The 14911-nt window shown below is 61.4% G+C and carries 18 protein-coding genes, 1 pseudogene and 1 riboswitch; of the genes and pseudogenes, 4 read left to right on the top strand and 15 right to left on the bottom strand.

Features of this window, described 5'->3' with window-relative positions:
• The first annotated feature begins 117 nt into the window (after positions 1-117).
• On the top strand, positions 118-1428 hold the full coding sequence (locus VH564_RS24200; RefSeq protein ID WP_423342401.1) for a replication-associated recombination protein A: 1311 nt from the start codon (positions 118-120) through the stop codon (positions 1426-1428).
• Between the two features lie 12 nt (positions 1429-1440).
• Here the strand turns inward: VH564_RS24200 and VH564_RS24195 are convergent, their stop codons facing one another.
• The 13 genes from VH564_RS24195 to VH564_RS24135 form a co-directional block, all read right to left on the bottom strand.
• Complete coding sequence (locus VH564_RS24195) at positions 1441-1758, bottom strand: DUF1883 domain-containing protein (protein WP_423342400.1); 318 nt, start codon at positions 1756-1758, stop codon at positions 1441-1443.
• Between the two features lie 103 nt (positions 1759-1861).
• A complete protein-coding gene (locus VH564_RS24190) occupies positions 1862-2143 on the bottom strand; it encodes a hypothetical protein (RefSeq protein ID WP_423342399.1) in 282 nt (93 codons plus the stop codon).
• 124 nt (positions 2144-2267) lie between these two features.
• Positions 2268-3236 carry a 4-hydroxy-tetrahydrodipicolinate synthase gene (dapA, locus tag VH564_RS24185; RefSeq protein ID WP_423342398.1) on the bottom strand — a complete coding sequence of 323 codons (969 nt, stop codon included), beginning with the start codon at positions 3234-3236 and terminating at the stop codon, positions 2268-2270.
• A gap of 360 nt (positions 3237-3596) precedes the next feature.
• Positions 3597-4607 (bottom strand): 2-dehydropantoate 2-reductase, encoded by a 1011-nt coding sequence (locus tag VH564_RS24180; protein WP_423342397.1) that lies wholly within the window; start codon positions 4605-4607, stop codon positions 3597-3599.
• 110 nt (positions 4608-4717) lie between these two features.
• Positions 4718-4888, bottom strand: coding sequence for a DUF3309 family protein (locus VH564_RS24175; protein ID WP_423342396.1), 171 nt, complete (start codon positions 4886-4888; stop codon positions 4718-4720).
• Positions 4889-5056: 168 nt separating this feature from the next.
• Positions 5057-5302, bottom strand: a complete 246-nt coding sequence (locus VH564_RS24170; protein ID WP_423342395.1) for a DUF982 domain-containing protein — start codon at positions 5300-5302, stop codon at positions 5057-5059.
• Positions 5303-5540: 238 nt separating this feature from the next.
• Complete coding sequence (locus VH564_RS24165; protein WP_423342394.1) at positions 5541-5936, bottom strand: copper resistance CopC family protein; 396 nt, start codon at positions 5934-5936, stop codon at positions 5541-5543.
• Between the two features lie 128 nt (positions 5937-6064).
• On the bottom strand, positions 6065-7072 hold the full coding sequence (locus VH564_RS24160; protein ID WP_423342393.1) for a DUF4105 domain-containing protein: 1008 nt from the start codon (positions 7070-7072) through the stop codon (positions 6065-6067).
• A gap of 170 nt (positions 7073-7242) precedes the next feature.
• Entirely contained in the window at positions 7243-7500 is a 258-nt protein-coding gene (locus tag VH564_RS24155; protein ID WP_423342392.1) for a hypothetical protein, read from the bottom strand.
• 88 nt (positions 7501-7588) lie between these two features.
• A complete protein-coding gene (locus VH564_RS24150; RefSeq protein ID WP_423342391.1) occupies positions 7589-7813 on the bottom strand; it encodes a hypothetical protein in 225 nt (74 codons plus the stop codon).
• On the bottom strand, positions 7810-8067 hold the full coding sequence (locus VH564_RS24145; RefSeq protein WP_423342390.1) for a hypothetical protein: 258 nt from the start codon (positions 8065-8067) through the stop codon (positions 7810-7812). Before VH564_RS24145 ends, VH564_RS24150 begins: the two co-directional genes overlap by 4 nt.
• Positions 8068-8128: 61 nt before the next feature.
• Positions 8129-8641 carry a metallophosphoesterase family protein gene (locus VH564_RS24140; RefSeq protein WP_423342389.1) on the bottom strand — a complete coding sequence of 171 codons (513 nt, stop codon included), beginning with the start codon at positions 8639-8641 and terminating at the stop codon, positions 8129-8131.
• Positions 8642-8833: 192 nt separating this feature from the next.
• Positions 8834-9337, bottom strand: a complete 504-nt coding sequence (locus VH564_RS24135; RefSeq protein WP_423342388.1) for a DUF992 domain-containing protein — start codon at positions 9335-9337, stop codon at positions 8834-8836.
• Positions 9338-9542: 205 nt separating this feature from the next.
• Positions 9543-9619, top strand: a riboswitch (Fluoride riboswitch).
• Positions 9620-9708: 89 nt separating this feature from the next.
• On the opposite strand from VH564_RS24135, the gene VH564_RS24130 reads away from it, so the two are divergent.
• Positions 9709-11529 (top strand): voltage-gated chloride channel family protein, encoded by a 1821-nt coding sequence (locus VH564_RS24130; protein ID WP_423342387.1) that lies wholly within the window; start codon positions 9709-9711, stop codon positions 11527-11529.
• A gap of 178 nt (positions 11530-11707) precedes the next feature.
• Here VH564_RS24130 and VH564_RS24125 read toward each other — a convergent pair whose 3' ends face one another.
• Together VH564_RS24125 and VH564_RS24120 are read right to left on the bottom strand one after the other, a co-directional pair.
• The gene (locus VH564_RS24125; RefSeq protein ID WP_423342386.1) at positions 11708-11956 is read right to left on the bottom strand and encodes a hypothetical protein; all 249 of its coding nucleotides are present in this window, start codon (positions 11954-11956) and stop codon (positions 11708-11710) included.
• Positions 11953-12699, bottom strand: a complete 747-nt coding sequence (locus VH564_RS24120; protein ID WP_423342405.1) for a hypothetical protein — start codon at positions 12697-12699, stop codon at positions 11953-11955. The genes VH564_RS24125 and VH564_RS24120 overlap by 4 nt, the downstream gene beginning before the upstream one ends.
• Here VH564_RS24120 and istA point away from each other — a divergent pair.
• Positions 12604-14110, top strand: a pseudogene (gene istA / locus VH564_RS24115) (IS21 family transposase). The gene VH564_RS24120 and the pseudogene istA sit on opposite strands and share 96 nt — an antisense overlap.
• Complete coding sequence (gene istB, locus VH564_RS24110; RefSeq protein ID WP_423342385.1) at positions 14043-14777, top strand: IS21-like element helper ATPase IstB; 735 nt, start codon at positions 14043-14045, stop codon at positions 14775-14777. Before istA ends, istB begins: the two are co-directional and overlap by 68 nt.
• Positions 14778-14911 lie beyond the last annotated feature (134 nt).

Genomic DNA, 14911 nt, shown 5'->3' with positions numbered 1-14911 from the left:
GGTCAACGGCGCCGTGATCACCAATACGCAGAATCTCGAGGCGGTCGCCTCGAGCAATCCGGATATCTGGTGGGTGGAAATCGAGCGCGATGGTCAGCGCATCCGGCAATTCTTCCGATGAGCAACGACCTGTTTGCGCCCCGCATCCCGGNCGCCGGCAGGCGGCCGCTGGCCGATCGGCTGCGGCCGCAGACGCTGGGCGAGGTGACGGGCCAACCGCATTTGACCGGCGAGGACGGCGTCCTCAGGCGGATGATCGAAAGCGGCTCGCTCGGCTCGATGATCTTCTGGGGTCCGCCGGGAACCGGCAAGACGACGGTCGCCCGGCTGTTGTCGGGCGAGGCGGGTCTGGCCTTCGAGCAGATTTCGGCGATTTTCTCCGGCGTCGCCGATCTGAAGAAGATGTTCGAGACCGCGCGCATGCGCCGCATGGACGGTCGCCAGACTTTGCTCTTCGTCGACGAGATCCATCGCTTCAACCGCGCCCAGCAGGATAGCTTCCTGCCCGTCATGGAAGACGGCACCGTCATCCTGGTCGGTGCGACAACCGAAAACCCCTCTTTTGAGCTCAACGCCGCTCTTCTGTCCCGCGCCCGGGTGCTGACATTTCGCGCCCATGACGAGGACAGCCTGCGCGAACTGCTGCAACGTGCCGAGACGGTGGAGGCCAAAGCTCTTCCGCTGACGGACGACGCCCGCGACAGCCTGCTGCGCATGGCGGACGGCGATGGCCGCGCCGTTCTGACCCTGGCCGAGGAGGTATGGCGCGCCGCCCGCACCGACGAGGTCTTCGATACGGTGGCCCTGACCGAGATCGTCCAGCGCCGGGCGCCGGTTTACGACAAGGCGCAGGATGGGCACTACAATCTCATCTCCGCGCTGCACAAGTCCGTACGCGGCTCCGACCCCGATGCGGCGCTCTACTACCTCGCAAGGATGTTCGATGCCGGCGAGGATCCGCTCTACCTTGGACGGCGGCTGGTGCGGATGGCGGTCGAGGATATCGGGTTGGCCGATCCGCAGGCGCTGGTCGTATGCAATGCCGCCAAGGATGCCTACGACTACCTTGGCTCGCCCGAGGGGGAGTTGGCATTCGCGCAGGCCTGCGTCTATCTGGCGACTGCGCCGAAGTCGAACGCGGTCTATACCGCCTTCAAGGCCGCGACGCGCGCTGCCAAGGAAAACGGCTCGCTGCTGCCGCCCAAGCACATTCTCAACGCTCCGACGAAGTTGATGCGGGGTGAGGGCTATGGTGACGGCTATCGCTACGACCACGACGAGCCCGACGCATTCTCGGGCCAGGACTACTTCCCGGAGAAGCTCGGGCGGCAAAAATTCTACGATCCACCCGAACGAGGTTTCGAGCGCGAGATCAAGAAGCGGCTGGAATGGTGGTCGAAGCTGCGCAAGGAACGGGCCGAGGACTGAGTGGCCGTCAGTTCAGCCGGCCGCCGATTTCTGGATGCGCGGTGCAGCCGGCCTGTCGATCAACTTGACGCTCGATTCCGCCAGTCCATTGTGGCCTTCCATGTCGACGACCAGATGCCAATGGCCGGCTTCAGGGACGCTGAGGCGGATCGGCGACTTCTTGGCGACCCCGCCGACAAACTGATGCTTGAGCGTCTCCGTAAACCGCTGGTAATTGCCTGCTGTCATCAACCGGACATTGCTGACGGCCGAGAGGGTGATCTCGATAACAGTCCCGGCGCGTTGTTCGCCCAAATCATAATGGCTGTAACGGAAAGCTGGCTTTGCCATAGCAGTGCTCGTCTGTGGTCGTATCCCGTGCCAGCTTATCCGCAAGGTGGTTAAAAAACGGTGGAACGAAGCGTTGCCGTTGGGCGCCTCGATCGCATCGCCGCTAGTGTACGCTCTCGGTTTTCAGGACGTCGAAGCCAAGCAAAACGCCCTCGGGAACATGGCAAATGTCGGCCGGATTGCGGTCGCATTCTTCGCGGGCAAAGTGCACGGCCGCTGTCTCATTGGCAAACAACCCACCGGTCCGCCCCAGACGGTCCTGCACAATCCAGCCACCATGGCCATCCGGCCCCACCATGAAACGGGCAGGTGATGGCAACGCAGGGCTCGGAGCGCGGCGTTGGAGCGGCTCGACGACTTCACTGTCTATGCGAGGGCGAGGCATGGGATAATCCTTTCATTCGATGGTCGCGCCGGGCCGTAACATTGTTGGCGGCGGCGACGAGGCAAGATCTAAGCGCGCGGCGATAGGAAATCCATTTCGGCCGCGCACCGGAAGCATTAAAATCTCATAGTGGCAGGGGGTGAGGCAGGACGACGGATGTCCCGCTGCAGCCACCGATGGTCTCGACGCCAACGGCCTGAAGCGCGTCGCGGATGCCAATCTCGACAAGCCTGTCAACGCCAACGAGCGGCAGACGCGTCACCGGGCCGACAGGGCGTCCTGCGAGAGCGAGCGCCGCTTTCAAGGCCGCAGCCGTCCCGTCGGCAGCGAGCGCTTGCCAGAGTGGTTGCAGGCGCCGCTCCAGACAAGTGGCTGCCGAAAGATTGCCGGCAGAAGCGGCATGCTGCAGGGCCGCCGTCAGGCGAGGGGCTATGTTGGCTGCATCGGAGATGCTTCCTGCGCCACCGGACAGCATGAAGGTCAAGGCGGTGGCATCGTTGCTGGTGTAGACGCCCACATGGGAAGGCAGCAGCCGGGACCAGGCACAGGCGCGCGAGATATCGGCGCTGCCGTCGGCAAGACCGATGACGGTTCGGATCGAGCCGAGCTGCTCGACCGTCATCGGTGCAAGGTCGATGCCGGTGTGAGCCGGTCGATTGTCGATGATGACCGGGATGTCGCAGGCCGAAGCGATGGCATTGAAGTGCGCCAGGATGCCCTTCTGTCCAGGCTTGGAATAATAGGGCACGGTGATCAGCGCCGCATCGGCCCCAGCCTCCTGCGCAAGCCGGGTTGCTTCGATCGTCCGTGCGGTGCAGTGGCTTCCGGTCGCGGCGATGACGGGCACCCTGCCTCCGGCGGCCGCCACGCAGGTGACGATGACGGACTCCCGCTCCGCTGCCGTCAGCACGGGACCTTCGCCGGCAACGCTGCAGACCGCCAATCCGTCGATACCGCTGAGGATCTGCCATTCGACATGTTCCCTCAGCCCGGCAAGATCTAAGAGATCGTCGCGGAAAGGTGTCACGAGCGAAGCGATCGCCCCACCGATGCTGGGCAGGGATCTGTCACCTGCCGCGTAAACTGTTCGCATCTTTGTCTTCCTCAAAGATAGGAAAGAACGATGATAAGCTCGACGCAGCCGAGCAACAGCCCAAATCCCACCATGATCAAAGCCGTCCGCCGCGCGCGCATGCTCCGGCTTGCCTTGGGGCGTCGAGGCTGTTCGGGCTTTGCGGTCGAGGGCTCGCCGGAACGGCGGGAAAGGCGGTAAAAGGTGTCTGGGAGGTTCGATGTCGTTGGCTTGAGCATGGCGTTCACCTTTGAAAGCAAGGTGATAACGCTAGCGCCGGGCCCCATAGGAAAGCCATTGCTCGTCGCATGGGTGGATATTAAAAAACCATAAGCGAAGCATCAGCCTGGAAGGCAGGGTTTGCCGCGCCAGACAAGCCAATCAGCCTGGAGCGCGGCGATTTTCGCGATCGAGCTGCGTCACGAGCGCCAGGATTGTCTCGCATGTCGGTGTGGGAACGCTGGAGAGCCTTCCCAAGGATACCACCATGCCGACCAGCGGCGTGATCTCGAGAGCCTTGCCGGCAAGGAGATCCTGCAGCATTGAGGTGCGCACATCTCCGACGTTCTTCGAGTGCACCAGGCGCTCCTCGATCGACATGGTAAAGCCGGCACCGAGCGCTTCGCCGACGGATTTGACCTCCGCCATCACCTTGGCGGCCAAATTGGCGAGTGCGGGATCGGCCATGATGTCGGACATCAGGGCCCGCGTCAGTGCACTGATCGGGTTGAACGCAGCATTGCCCATGAGCTTGCTCCAGATCTCGTCGCGGATTCGCGGCGTTGTCTGGATGGTGATACCGGCCGAGATAAGCAGGTCGGCAATGACTGCCAGATCTTCGCTCGCTTCCCCCGATGGTTCGCCGAGCACGAAGCGGCCGTCATTGCTGAGGCGGATCTCACCCGGCATCGTGACTTCGGCACCCTGGTAGGCAACGCAGCCGATCACGCGACCTGGGCCGATCGACCGCCAAAGGGCGCCGCCGATGTCGAGTTCCTCGAATTGCGTCTCGGCATAGCAGCTCTGGCTGTCCCGATGGAAATACCACCACGGTATGCCATTCAGCACCATGACGACGCGCGTCCTGTCATGCATCAGCGAGCCGATACCGGCAGCAGCAGCACCCAGTTGGTGGCCCTTCAGCCCCGTGATGATGAGATCCTGCGGCGGCAGGGTGGATGGATCGTCCGTCGCATGGACCCGCGTCACGATGGGTTCGCTCGCACCGGCCGGCCAAAGCTTAAGCCCGTTTTCCTGGATCGCCCGGAGATGGTCTCCACGCGCAACAACGGAGACGACCACGCGATCGTTCAGTCCCGCTGCCAGCCGTGCGGCTATGGCGCCACCCAGCGCACCAGCGCCATAGATGCAAATGGTCTTGATCGATTGCATGGCAGTCTCCGTTTGCTCAATTCAATGCAGACCGCAATGCAATGGTTCCCCGCTGGCCGGTCGCCAGAAGCCGGCCTCATGACATTGGCATGAGGCCGTATTCCTATAGGTCAGACGGCGCCGCCGTGGAAGACGCCGAGCAGCCAGAGGACGATCAGCACGATCAGGATGAGGCCGAGCACGCCGCCCGAGCCGCGGCCGCCGTAGCGTCCATGGGCGTAGTAACCGCCGCCGCCACCCAACAGTACAATCAGAATTACGATAATCAGGATCGTTCCCACAGCTATCTCTTTCAAGTCTTGGCGACCCGACGAATCGCAGCAAAGCCAATGCCTTGCCGAGGTCAGGTGCGACAAGGCAGATAGCGCGGCGCGGTGGATTGTCCATGATTCCGCAGCGACATTCGACAACGTCCAATTGTGTGGACAGAATAGTCGTTGGGCGGTCGGTCAGGCGCGAATGGGAATGCCTGCCTCGACGGCTGCCGCAAGGAAAGCCGCGCGTGCGTCGTCGTCGGTCCGTTTGCCCTGCTTCACCTCGGCACAGATCAGCAGCGCCCGATCGAGCGCCGGCCCGTCTTCCTCCGGCCAGTCTTCAATCATCGCCCAGGATGCCGCCTGGGTGGTCGAGATCGTGACATAGACGTCGGGAGCCTCAAGGGCCAGCGTGACGGGTTGCTTCCAAGGGGTGTCCATCCGGTCGATCTCCCGTGCCGTTGCAGATGCCCTTCCATAGCCGCTTCCGTCCGAAGGTACCAGACGCGTCATCGCTCGATATAGATCGATGCTCGGCTCGAGAAGGTGAGATGTCCTAGATGCTTGCGAGGTTTTGCGGATTCAAGTTCTGAGGCTGTTGACTCAAAAGATGAAGCTGCCGGCTCCGCGAGTGCGGTGACGGCGAAGGTGCCTTCTCGAGCTCATCCGAACCTCGGCGTCATTTCACGGCCACCGATGGTGCGTCGCCCGGCGCGGGATCGACGGTCACGGCATAGGTCCCGACACTTTCGCGTCCGTCGCTGGACAGGGCGCGCCAGCTGAGCATGTAGACGCCGGGGCGCAACGGCGACTTCAGCGGAATCTTGATGTCGGTGCCGTTGTTGGCGAGTTGCAGCTTGCCGATCTCGACGGGGCGATCTTTCGCGTCGTGGATGACAACGACGGAAGCATGCAGGTCGACGTTTGCCGAAAACACCAGCACCAGGTTGGCGCCATTGAGCTGGATCGGCGCCGGCTGCGGCTGCGGATTTTCAAGCTTGGCTTCGGCGATGGACGAGAAGCCGAGAAAGGCGGCCAGTGTCAGGCTCAGCGCAAGTCTGGATTTATTGTTCATCGGATTGACCCTCGATTTACACTTTTAACGTCGCGTGTTTTCGAAAGTTCCGAAATGACCAATAGCGCTGCCTTGTTTCGCGAAAGCGTGATCGGTTTAAGCGCGGGGCTCTGCGAGGCGGCGAGCGTTCAAGGCGTGAAGGGCGAGGGGACGCCTTCCCGGATGTGAGCAGAGAACGACGATGAGAGACCGTCCGCCTTTGCCTTTTCATCGATGTGGGAGAGCTGCTTGAGTTCCGGAAGCGTCCAGCGCATGTCCAGCGCCTTCTGCCCGTAGGCGTAGTCCGGGACGTAACAGTTGACCAGCAAGCGCCAGTCGGCAGGCAAGCTATCACCGACCGCCCGCACCAATGCCACCACCGCAGTCGTGCAATTCGTCGTCAGCGAATTGTAGAAGAGGGGCTTGGCGGCAAGCGCGTTGGCATCCGCAAGATAGGCGAGAAGCAGGTTCCGACTTCCCGCCGGCGACACGTTGAGGCGATAGAGTTGGACATCCTCGCCCCGGATATTCGAGCGCACGCCGACGACATCCCGCTCGTCCGCCGCGATGATCACCAGCGGGTTGCTCTTGAAGAGGTCGGCGATGGGCGAGAAGGCGCCGCCCTGCCGGCGTCTGACTTCGATCGACCATGCCAGCTGCTGGCCATCCGCGAAGCCGAAGCTGACGATCATATGCGCCATCAGCGGCCCGGACCAATAGGACATGAAAAGGTCGATTGTCTTCAACTGGCTGAGATCGTAGCTGCGCGTCTCCCAGTGGGGCGTAAAATCCGTGTCGCTTCGCCATTCGAAGGTGCGGACATTGGTCAGGATCAACTGGTCGCCCTCCACCCGGCCGGTGACCTGCCGGGCCACATCCGGGGCCCAGTCGGCATCGGCGGGAGGCAGGATAGTCGACCACCATCCGATCACCGCCAGCAGCGCGAGGGCGAACACGATGGCGATGGGCCAGCGCCAGGGTCGAAACAGACCAATCGTGGTGACGATGCCGATGATGGCAAAAATTCCGGCACCAAACGACCTCATCCAGTCCGGTCCGGGCAGCCTGTACCAGAGGGCAAGGCTGGCCCATGTGGTGGCGGCGACCACGGCCAGCAGAACGATGAACAACAGGACGGTGCGGGCGAATTTCTGCAAGCTGTTCCTCACCTGTCCATGCTCGTGGCGTCGAGGCAACAGAATTGGGGTTGGAGCGGATGTTTGCAATGGCCCGTCGGCCAAACATTTGCGAAAGCCACAGCCGTCATCACATGGCCGTTGTCACGTGGAGGACGTGCGCCGCCAATGAAGTATCTCATCCGGGGAAACTAGACGAGCGGCGGATCCTTGCCTTCGCTCAGATAGCTGTTGAGCGCTTCGGCAATATCGGCCGCATCCGATTTGCCGAGATCGATGAAGTCGCGCCCATCCGATGCCGCGGGCAACCCTGTCAGGGTATCAATGACGGTCCATCTGCCAAAGTGCGCGGTGTCGGGCTGGCACGCGTAGCGGGGGTCTGACACCACGCTCGGCCCATCCGTGTCTCCGGCTCTCTTCGATGAAATCGATCGTCGCAAACCGGTCATCGCCTTCTCATCCAAAGTGGGCGTGCCGCAAGCTGTTCACGCGGCAGCGCTTTCCGTTGATTGTCCACAAGGGCAAGCAGCTCATGGACTAGATGGCGTTGATGGTGGGCAGATAGAGTTCCACCTGCTTGCGTTCGTCGGCGCTCAGCGTTTCGACCCGTTCCTTCCAGAAGGCTTCTGCCTCGCTGGAGTCAGGCTCCCAGTCGCGCGTCGAGACGACGTTGTCGTCGACGACGGATCGACGTTTACCGCCGAGGCGAACATAATCCTTGGCGAGCTGCAGCAGCGGTGTGTCTGTTTCGGAGGTGCTCATCGTGTCGCCCCCCAGAGATAACCCAGTGCCGCGACGATGCCCACCGATGTCAAAGGATTTTCACGGATGTGCGCTTTGACATCCTCCATCCAGCTGCCGGTACCGATGGCCGTTGCCGCGCTTTCCGCGCTCGAGGTCTTGGTGTCGCTCCGGGTGAAAGCATCGTGACGGCTCTGCAGCGCCTGTTCGGCGAGGTCGCCGCCTGTGGTGCTGTCGATGGCGTTCGGACGCACCCTGTTGCTGTGGTTTTCCATATCGGTCGCTCCTTTTATCATCAGACAACCAAGGGCGGCGCTTTGGGTTCCAGACGAGCGGTCAGGAATTGATTGCTGGGCCTGTCTTCCGGCTTTCCAACAGGGTTTGAAGGGTGACCGGCTTCATTTCGCGGGCATCGACGCCGACGTCGAATTGCCGGAGCATCGGCTTCAGCCGCCCATGCGAGTGGCCATGCAGGTTGATCGCCCTTTTGCCGATCTGGTTCCAGGTGCGGAAGGGATAGTGGCAAAGCACCAGCCTGGTGCCGTCGACCGTCAACTCCCTGTAGTGCTGAACGCTCTCCCAGCCCTTTGCCTCTGTCACCGTGTCGGGATCGTTGTTGCCGATGATCAGGTGTTTCCGGCCACGGAGCCGCGCGAGCAATGCTTCGGGCGTTCCACCTCTTGCCGTCATCACGTCGCCCAGATGCCAGACCTCGTCCTCCTCCGCCACCGTCTCGTTCCAGAGTTCGATCAGGGCGGCATCGTGCTCGGCCATCGAAGCGAAGGGTCGCCTGTCCAGCCGCAACACCCGCGGATCACCAAAATGCGTATCGGCTGTGAAAAAGATCATCGGTCCCTCCGACCGGGGGAAAGCTGTTGCATGCTCTGAAATTGGCTGGGCTCGTCGAAGGGCAAGCTATCGCGGGAAACCGCTCCGTGGATATGCCAGATATACGAAGGCCTCCGCCTGGTCGGCGGAGGCCTCGAATGGACTGATCTGCGAGATATGCCGGACCTGTCGAGAGGCCCGGCCACCTTGATCTTACTTGGCGAGGCGCAGCTTCAGCTGGGCAACACCGGCAGCCACGTTGAGGCCGGTGCTGGTTTCGCCGCTCAAGGGCTGCAGGCCGAAATTCCGCGAGGAACCGCCGATCAGCGCGTTGGCGCCGAGGCCGATGCCGACGGATGCGCCGGCGGATGCGCCGACATAGTTGCCGGCCAGCGCGCCTTCGCCAGCCCGTGTCGGGTTGACGTTATAGACGATCCAGCTCAGATAGGCCTTGCGGGTCACGCCGATGTCGAGACCGAGCTTGCCGATCGAGCCGACATAGTGTTCGGCGCGGCCATTGCGCTGCTTGAAGTCGCAGCTCACCGCCTTGTTCGATCCGAGGATCATGCCAACGCCGCCGGCCACCGTGCAGGAAAGCGTGCCGAGCCGTTCCTTCGGCTGCTTGGCGACGATCTCCTTGCTGTGGCGCGGAGCCGCATCGGCGACGGAAGCGAAGGCGGCAGCGGCAGCAGCGGCGATGATGACGAATTTCTTCATGATAGTTCCTCACTTGATGATGCGGTGGGAACGCGGCGGGCGGAAAAAGGTTTCATCGGGTTGAGGGGCGCACCGGGCTTGGCTGTCCACAGAACTGCCCGCAAGCTGTGCCAAAGCCATGGCCGCGCAAGTTTGCCTGTGCGTGCTGCTCACGTCAACTCCGAAGTGCCGGCCGTTGACAGCTCGTCGCGGCATCACTTATGTTTATTCGAACGGTAATGGATTCTGCCGGGCGCAACGCCGAACCGCTTCCTCGATGAAGCCGATGACTCCTACTCAACGCGCAAAACGCGAAGGAGTAGAGTCGTGTCTGCAAATCCAATTCTATCTCATCTGCCCATGGCAGCCGCAGTTGACGGAGCGTCGTTCTCATGACGCTCGCAATGATCTTTGGCCTGCGTTTCCGGCAAATCCGTAGCCTTTCAAAATGGGTCGTCGCTGTCGTTCCGATGGCACTTGCCGTCGGCTCGCTCGTCGCGCTCTTCCTCTGGAGCCTCGATAGAGCGACGGAGCTGCGCTTCGCGCATCCCTGGCTCATCTATCTCATGCCGGTCGCGGGCTTTGCCATGGTCTGGGCCTACGGCAAGGTCGGCAAGTCTGCCGAAGCCGGCAACAATCTGATCGTCGACCAGATCCATGAACCCGGCGGCGGCGTGCCGCTTCGCATGGCTCCGCTGATCCTAGTGACGACTGTGCTGACCCATCTCGTCGGCGGATCGGCGGGTCGGGAGGGAACCGCCGTTCAGCTCGGCGGCAGCCTGGCCAGCGCGTTTGGAAAGATCTTCAAGCTGACGCCGTCCGACACCCGCATCCTGTTGATGGCGGGTATTGCGGCGGGCTTCGGCGCGGTCTTCGGCACGCCCATTGCGGGTGCGGTCTTCGCGCTGGAAGTGCTGACGATCGGCCGCATGCAATACGAGGCCTTGCTTCCGTCTCTTCTGGCGGCCGTCGTTGCCGACTGGACCTGCCACGCCTGGAGCATTGGTCATGTCCACTATTCCATCGCCTATATGGCCGGCATCGGCGAGGGCATGGGTTTTCATCTCGACGCTCTTCTGATGCTGAAAGTGGTGCTCGCAGCTGCCGCCTTCGGGCTCGCCGCTCACGTCTTTGCGGAACTCTCGCATCTGGCGTCGTCGGCCTACAAGGCCGTTTTGCCCTATGCGCCGCTGCGTCCAGTCCTTGCGAGCGCCATCCTCCTCGGCCTGGTCTATATCCTCGGAACCCGGGAATATCTCGGCCTCGGCGTCTGGTCGCCCAATCCGGATGACGCGACGATCCTCGGTTTCTTCCGCCCCGATCATATCGATGACTGGAGCTGGGCCTGGAAGGGGCTGTTCACCATCGTCACCCTCAGCGCGGGCTTCAAGGGCGGTGAGGTGACGCCGCTCTTCTTCATCGGCGCGGCTCTGGGTAGCGCACTCGCCGGCGTGCTCGGCGCGCCGCCGGACCTGTTTGCGGCACTCGGCTTCGTGGCTGTCTTCGCAGGCGCGACCAACACGCCGCTCGCCTGCATGATCATGGGCATAGAACTGTTCGGCGCCACCCACGCAGTCTACATCGCCGTCGCCTGCTTCATTGCCTATCTCTGCAGCGGCCACTCCAGCATCTACCTCTCGCAGCGTGTCGGCGTTCCGAAAACGGTCACCGCAGACCATATCCCCCCCGACATCTCCGTGCGCCACATGCGCGACATGAACGCCCAGGCCATGGGCGATCTGATGACCAGCGTGCGGCTTCGCTCGATCCCGATAACCGCCAACCATCAGGAAAGGCCCATCCCCATGACAAGCCACAAGCTCTCTTCCCGCGAGATCGGGATGATCCGGATCTATCTGAAGCCGCGCGAGAAGGCTGTCGGCAAGGGCGGATGGTTCGGCAGCAGCAAACCTCTCTACCGGGAACTGGTGATGCAGGCGAAAGCCGCAGGCATCATGAACGCCGTCGCCCATACCACCCATTTCGGATACTCAAACAGCGGCAAGCTCCAGGACGAAGGCATCGAGATCCCGAACCCGGACCTCACCATCTGCTGCGAACTGATCGCCGATCGGCACCAGCTCGAAACCTTCTGCCGCACCCATGGGACGCTTCTGAAGAACAAGGTGATCATCTACAAGCATATCGAGCACTGGGATGTCCTGGGCCACGAGATCGCCACCGAAGAGACGCTGAAGCAGGCCATGATCTGAGAGGGCGGCGTTTCGTCCAGTCGGCTTCGGGCTTGCGACTGCTGGCGCAGCCTACCGCAAGGCCGTCCCGGCATGAGGCGAGTGCAGCCGGCAGCTCACGAGGAGTAATCAGGCGCTCTTAAACGCGGTGAGGGCGCAGGAAGGTCCACGACCTTCCTGCGCCCTCGCGCTTATTATTTCAGTATGCGATCAAGGCCGACGATGAAAGTCGCCCCTGCTGGATAGACCCCACTGCAAAGTCATAAAATCCTGCCGCTGATGCGAATTGCTGAATGAAATCAAGGAGTCCGGATTCCAAATATACGCTTAATGTCATAATCTGCCCGGCTGCTGAGTCATGAAGTCCGAGCGCAGCATCCCCCACCGAATTCCGGGCAAAGAAAAACCCGCCGAAGCGGGTTTCAATTTCACAGGATTCGCCGCTCAATCCCACGCGGCCGGCAGCGCATCTCTCCTGTAGAAAGTAGCCGCTCCAGCCTTCTCAAACGCGGGCATTATACCCGCCGCCGTCAATTTCTTCTTCACGCTGCCGATCTGATCTCGGCCTTTCGAGTAGTCGAACAGCGATATGTAAGTTGCCCGAAAATCCTCAAGCCCAGACGGCACGACGAAGGTCTGACGTTTTCCAGTCGCTGGGTTTTCGGCGCTCACAGACTTGAGGATGCCCGAGGCAACAAGCTGCTCTACTGTCGTCCGGGTGGTGCCGAGTTCTCGTTCGGCGAGTTGAATTGTGATGCCAGGGGGAGCAGAAATAGGGGATGCTCCCTTAACTTCAGCCGGATCCACGAAGATGTTGTCAAAGCGGAACGTGCCATTGTGACGCGCGTCTCTGATTACGCTCTTGATGGTTCCATCGATTATGAGCCCGACGACTTCGCCATAGGTCCGTCTTCCCATTTTGACTGTGTTTCGGCATGCAAAATTGACCCCTTTAGCGGGGTAATCGGCATCCAATTTTGACCCCCCTTGGATTTCATCTGACCATCCGGCTTTTGACAGCGGATGGAGCGGGAGTTGAAGCGAGTGGATACCATTGCGCGTGTTCGACGTGCCTTCCATGTGCAGGGTTGGTCGATGAAGAAGATCAGCCGCGAACTGCATGTCTCGCGGAACACGGTTCGCAAGATACTGCGGTCTGACGAGACCGACTTCGCCTATGAGCGCGAACATCAGCCGCTGCCCAGGATCGGAGCCTTGAAGAAAGATATTGAACGGTTTCTGGTCGGCAACGAGGGCAAGCCTTCACGCGAACGGCTGACGCTGATCCGGATATACGAGGAGGTCCGGGCACTCGGCTACCACGGCAGCTACGATGCAATCCGACGCTACGCCAAGACATGGTCAAAGAACCGGGGCGCTGTGACGGCTGAAGCCTATGTGCCGCTCTATTATCCACCCGGCGAGGCCTACCAGTTCGACTGGAGCCACGAGATCGTGCTGATCAATGGGGTGACGACGACGATCAAGGTCGCCCATGTCCGGCTCTGCCACAGCCGGATGATGTTCGTTCGGGCCTACATGCGCGAGAGCCAGGAGATGGTGTTCGACGCCCATGACAAGGCGTTTGCCTTCTTCCGTGGGACCTGCACGCGCGGCATCTACGACAACATGAAGACGGCGGTCGAGACCGTGTTCGTTGGCAAGGAACGGCAATACAACAGGCGCTTCATGCAGATGTGCAGCCACTATCTTGTTCAGCCTGTCGCCTGCACACCCGCTTCCGGCTGGGAGAAGGGTCAGGTCGAGAACCAGGTCGGCCTGGTGCGTGAGCGCTTCTTCACGCCACGCCTCAGGGTCAAAAGCCTTGAAGAGTTGAATGTCTGGCTGCTCGACAAATGCATCGCCTATGCCAAATCCCACCGCCATCCCGAACAGTCAGAGCAGACGATCTGGCAGATGTTTGAAGCCGAGCGCCCCAGTCTCGTGCATTATGCCGGTCCGTTCGATGGCTTCCACTGCGTTCCGGCATCGGTGTCGAAGACCTGCACCGTTCGTTTCGACAACAACAAATACTCGGTCCTCTCGAAAGCCGTCGGTCGTCCCGTCGAGGTTCATGCCTATGCCGATAGGATTGTCATCCGCCAGGACGGCGTCACCGTCGGAGAGCATCAGCGGTCCTTTGGTCGAGGCGATACCGTCTATAATCCCTGGCATTATCTGCCTGTCCTGGCTCGCAAGCCCGGAGCTCTGCGCAATGGCGCTCCGTTCCGCGACTGGGTCCTGCCAGCCGCCCTGGAGAAAGTCCGGAAGCGGTCGAAGAGCCTTGATGACGGTGATCGGCAGATGGTGACCATTCTCGGATGTGTTCCAACAGACGGCATCACGGCCGTCGAAGCCGCCTGCCAGGAAGCGCTCGATCAGGGCGTGTGCTCGGCCTCGGTAATCCTCAACATTTTGGCGCGGCGGCGTGACCCGGCTCCGGCAGCCATTCTTCAAACCCCCGATGCGCTTCGGCTGACCTGTGAGCCGGTCGCCGATTGCGCACGCTATGACAGCCTCAGGAGGGCAAGCTGATGGAACGCACACAGGTTCTGGAATTGATGGGCACGCTCAAGCTCTACGGCATGCGCAGCGCCTATGACGAGGTCATGGGCAATGGCATCAAGCGCCAGCACGAGCCACCGCGTATCGTCGGCGACCTCTTGCAGTCCGAGATCGCCGAGAAGCAGGCCCGCTCCATTCGATACCAGCTCAGCATTGCCAAGCTGCCGTTGGCCAAGGACATTGGCGACTTCGACTTCAAGAATACGCCCGTCAATGAGCCCCTGGTGCACGACCTTGCCACCGGCACTCTTGTCGCCGATCAGCGCAATGTCGTCCTGGTCGGCGGCACAGGAACCGGCAAGAGCCACCTGGCAATCGCCATTGCCCGCGCACTCATTCGCAACGGCACACGGGGTCGCTTCTTCAACGTTGTCGATCTAGTCAACCGCCTTGAGACGGAGACGCGCAGCGGCAAGCAGGGACGTATCGCCGATTATCTAACGCGGCTGGACTTCATCGTTCTCGACGAACTCGGTTACCTGCCGTTCGCCCAGGCCGGAGGCCAATTGTTGTTCCATCTGATCAGCAGGCTTTACGAGCGCACCTCGATCATCGTCACCACGAACCTCGCCTTCGGAGAATGGCCGACGGTGTTCGGCGACGCCAAGATGACGACCGCGCTCCTCGACCGCCTGACCCATCACTGCGAAATCGTCGAAACCGGAAACGAGTCCTGGCGATTCAAGAACCGCTCTCAAAGCTAAAGCCGAAGACGATCATCACCCGCACTTGGCCCGCCCTCTGCAACCCCGGCCAGCGCCGGTCTGGCCAAGTGCTGATCTACATAGCCGGGGGGTCAAAATTGGACGCCGATAAGGGGTCAATGTTCCGCGCCGAT

The sequence above is a fragment of the Rhizobium sp. HT1-10 genome (assembly GCF_049472505.1).
GTDB lineage: Bacteria > Pseudomonadota > Alphaproteobacteria > Rhizobiales > Rhizobiaceae > Rhizobium.
This window is presented reverse-complemented; position numbering and strand designations above follow the sequence as displayed.

Bases quoted from the DNA above. Each gene is read 5' to 3' on its own strand.
- VH564_RS24195 (WP_423342400.1), bottom strand. From the start codon at position 1,758: ATGGCAAAGCCAGCTTTCCGTTACAGCCATTATGATTTGGGCGAACAA.
- VH564_RS24190 (WP_423342399.1), bottom strand. From the start codon at position 2,143: ATGCCTCGCCCTCGCATAGACAGTGAAGTCGTCGAGCCGCTCCAACGC.
- dapA (WP_423342398.1), bottom strand. From the start codon at position 3,236: ATGCGAACAGTTTACGCGGCAGGTGACAGATCCCTGCCCAGCATCGGT.
- VH564_RS24180 (WP_423342397.1), bottom strand. From the start codon at position 4,607: ATGCAATCGATCAAGACCATTTGCATCTATGGCGCTGGTGCGCTGGGT.
- VH564_RS24170 (WP_423342395.1), bottom strand. From the start codon at position 5,302: ATGGACACCCCTTGGAAGCAACCCGTCACGCTGGCCCTTGAGGCTCCC.
- VH564_RS24165 (WP_423342394.1), bottom strand. From the start codon at position 5,936: ATGAACAATAAATCCAGACTTGCGCTGAGCCTGACACTGGCCGCCTTT.
- VH564_RS24155 (WP_423342392.1), bottom strand. From the start codon at position 7,500: ATGACCGGTTTGCGACGATCGATTTCATCGAAGAGAGCCGGAGACACG.
- VH564_RS24150 (WP_423342391.1), bottom strand. From the start codon at position 7,813: ATGAGCACCTCCGAAACAGACACACCGCTGCTGCAGCTCGCCAAGGAT.
- VH564_RS24145 (WP_423342390.1), bottom strand. From the start codon at position 8,067: ATGGAAAACCACAGCAACAGGGTGCGTCCGAACGCCATCGACAGCACC.
- VH564_RS24140 (WP_423342389.1), bottom strand. From the start codon at position 8,641: ATGATCTTTTTCACAGCCGATACGCATTTTGGTGATCCGCGGGTGTTG.
- VH564_RS24135 (WP_423342388.1), bottom strand. From the start codon at position 9,337: ATGAAGAAATTCGTCATCATCGCCGCTGCTGCCGCTGCCGCCTTCGCT.
- VH564_RS24130 (WP_423342387.1), top strand. From the start codon at position 9,709: ATGACGCTCGCAATGATCTTTGGCCTGCGTTTCCGGCAAATCCGTAGC.
- VH564_RS24120 (WP_423342405.1), bottom strand. From the start codon at position 12,699: ATGTTCGCGCTCATAGGCGAAGTCGGTCTCGTCAGACCGCAGTATCTT.
- istB (WP_423342385.1), top strand. From the start codon at position 14,043: ATGGAACGCACACAGGTTCTGGAATTGATGGGCACGCTCAAGCTCTAC.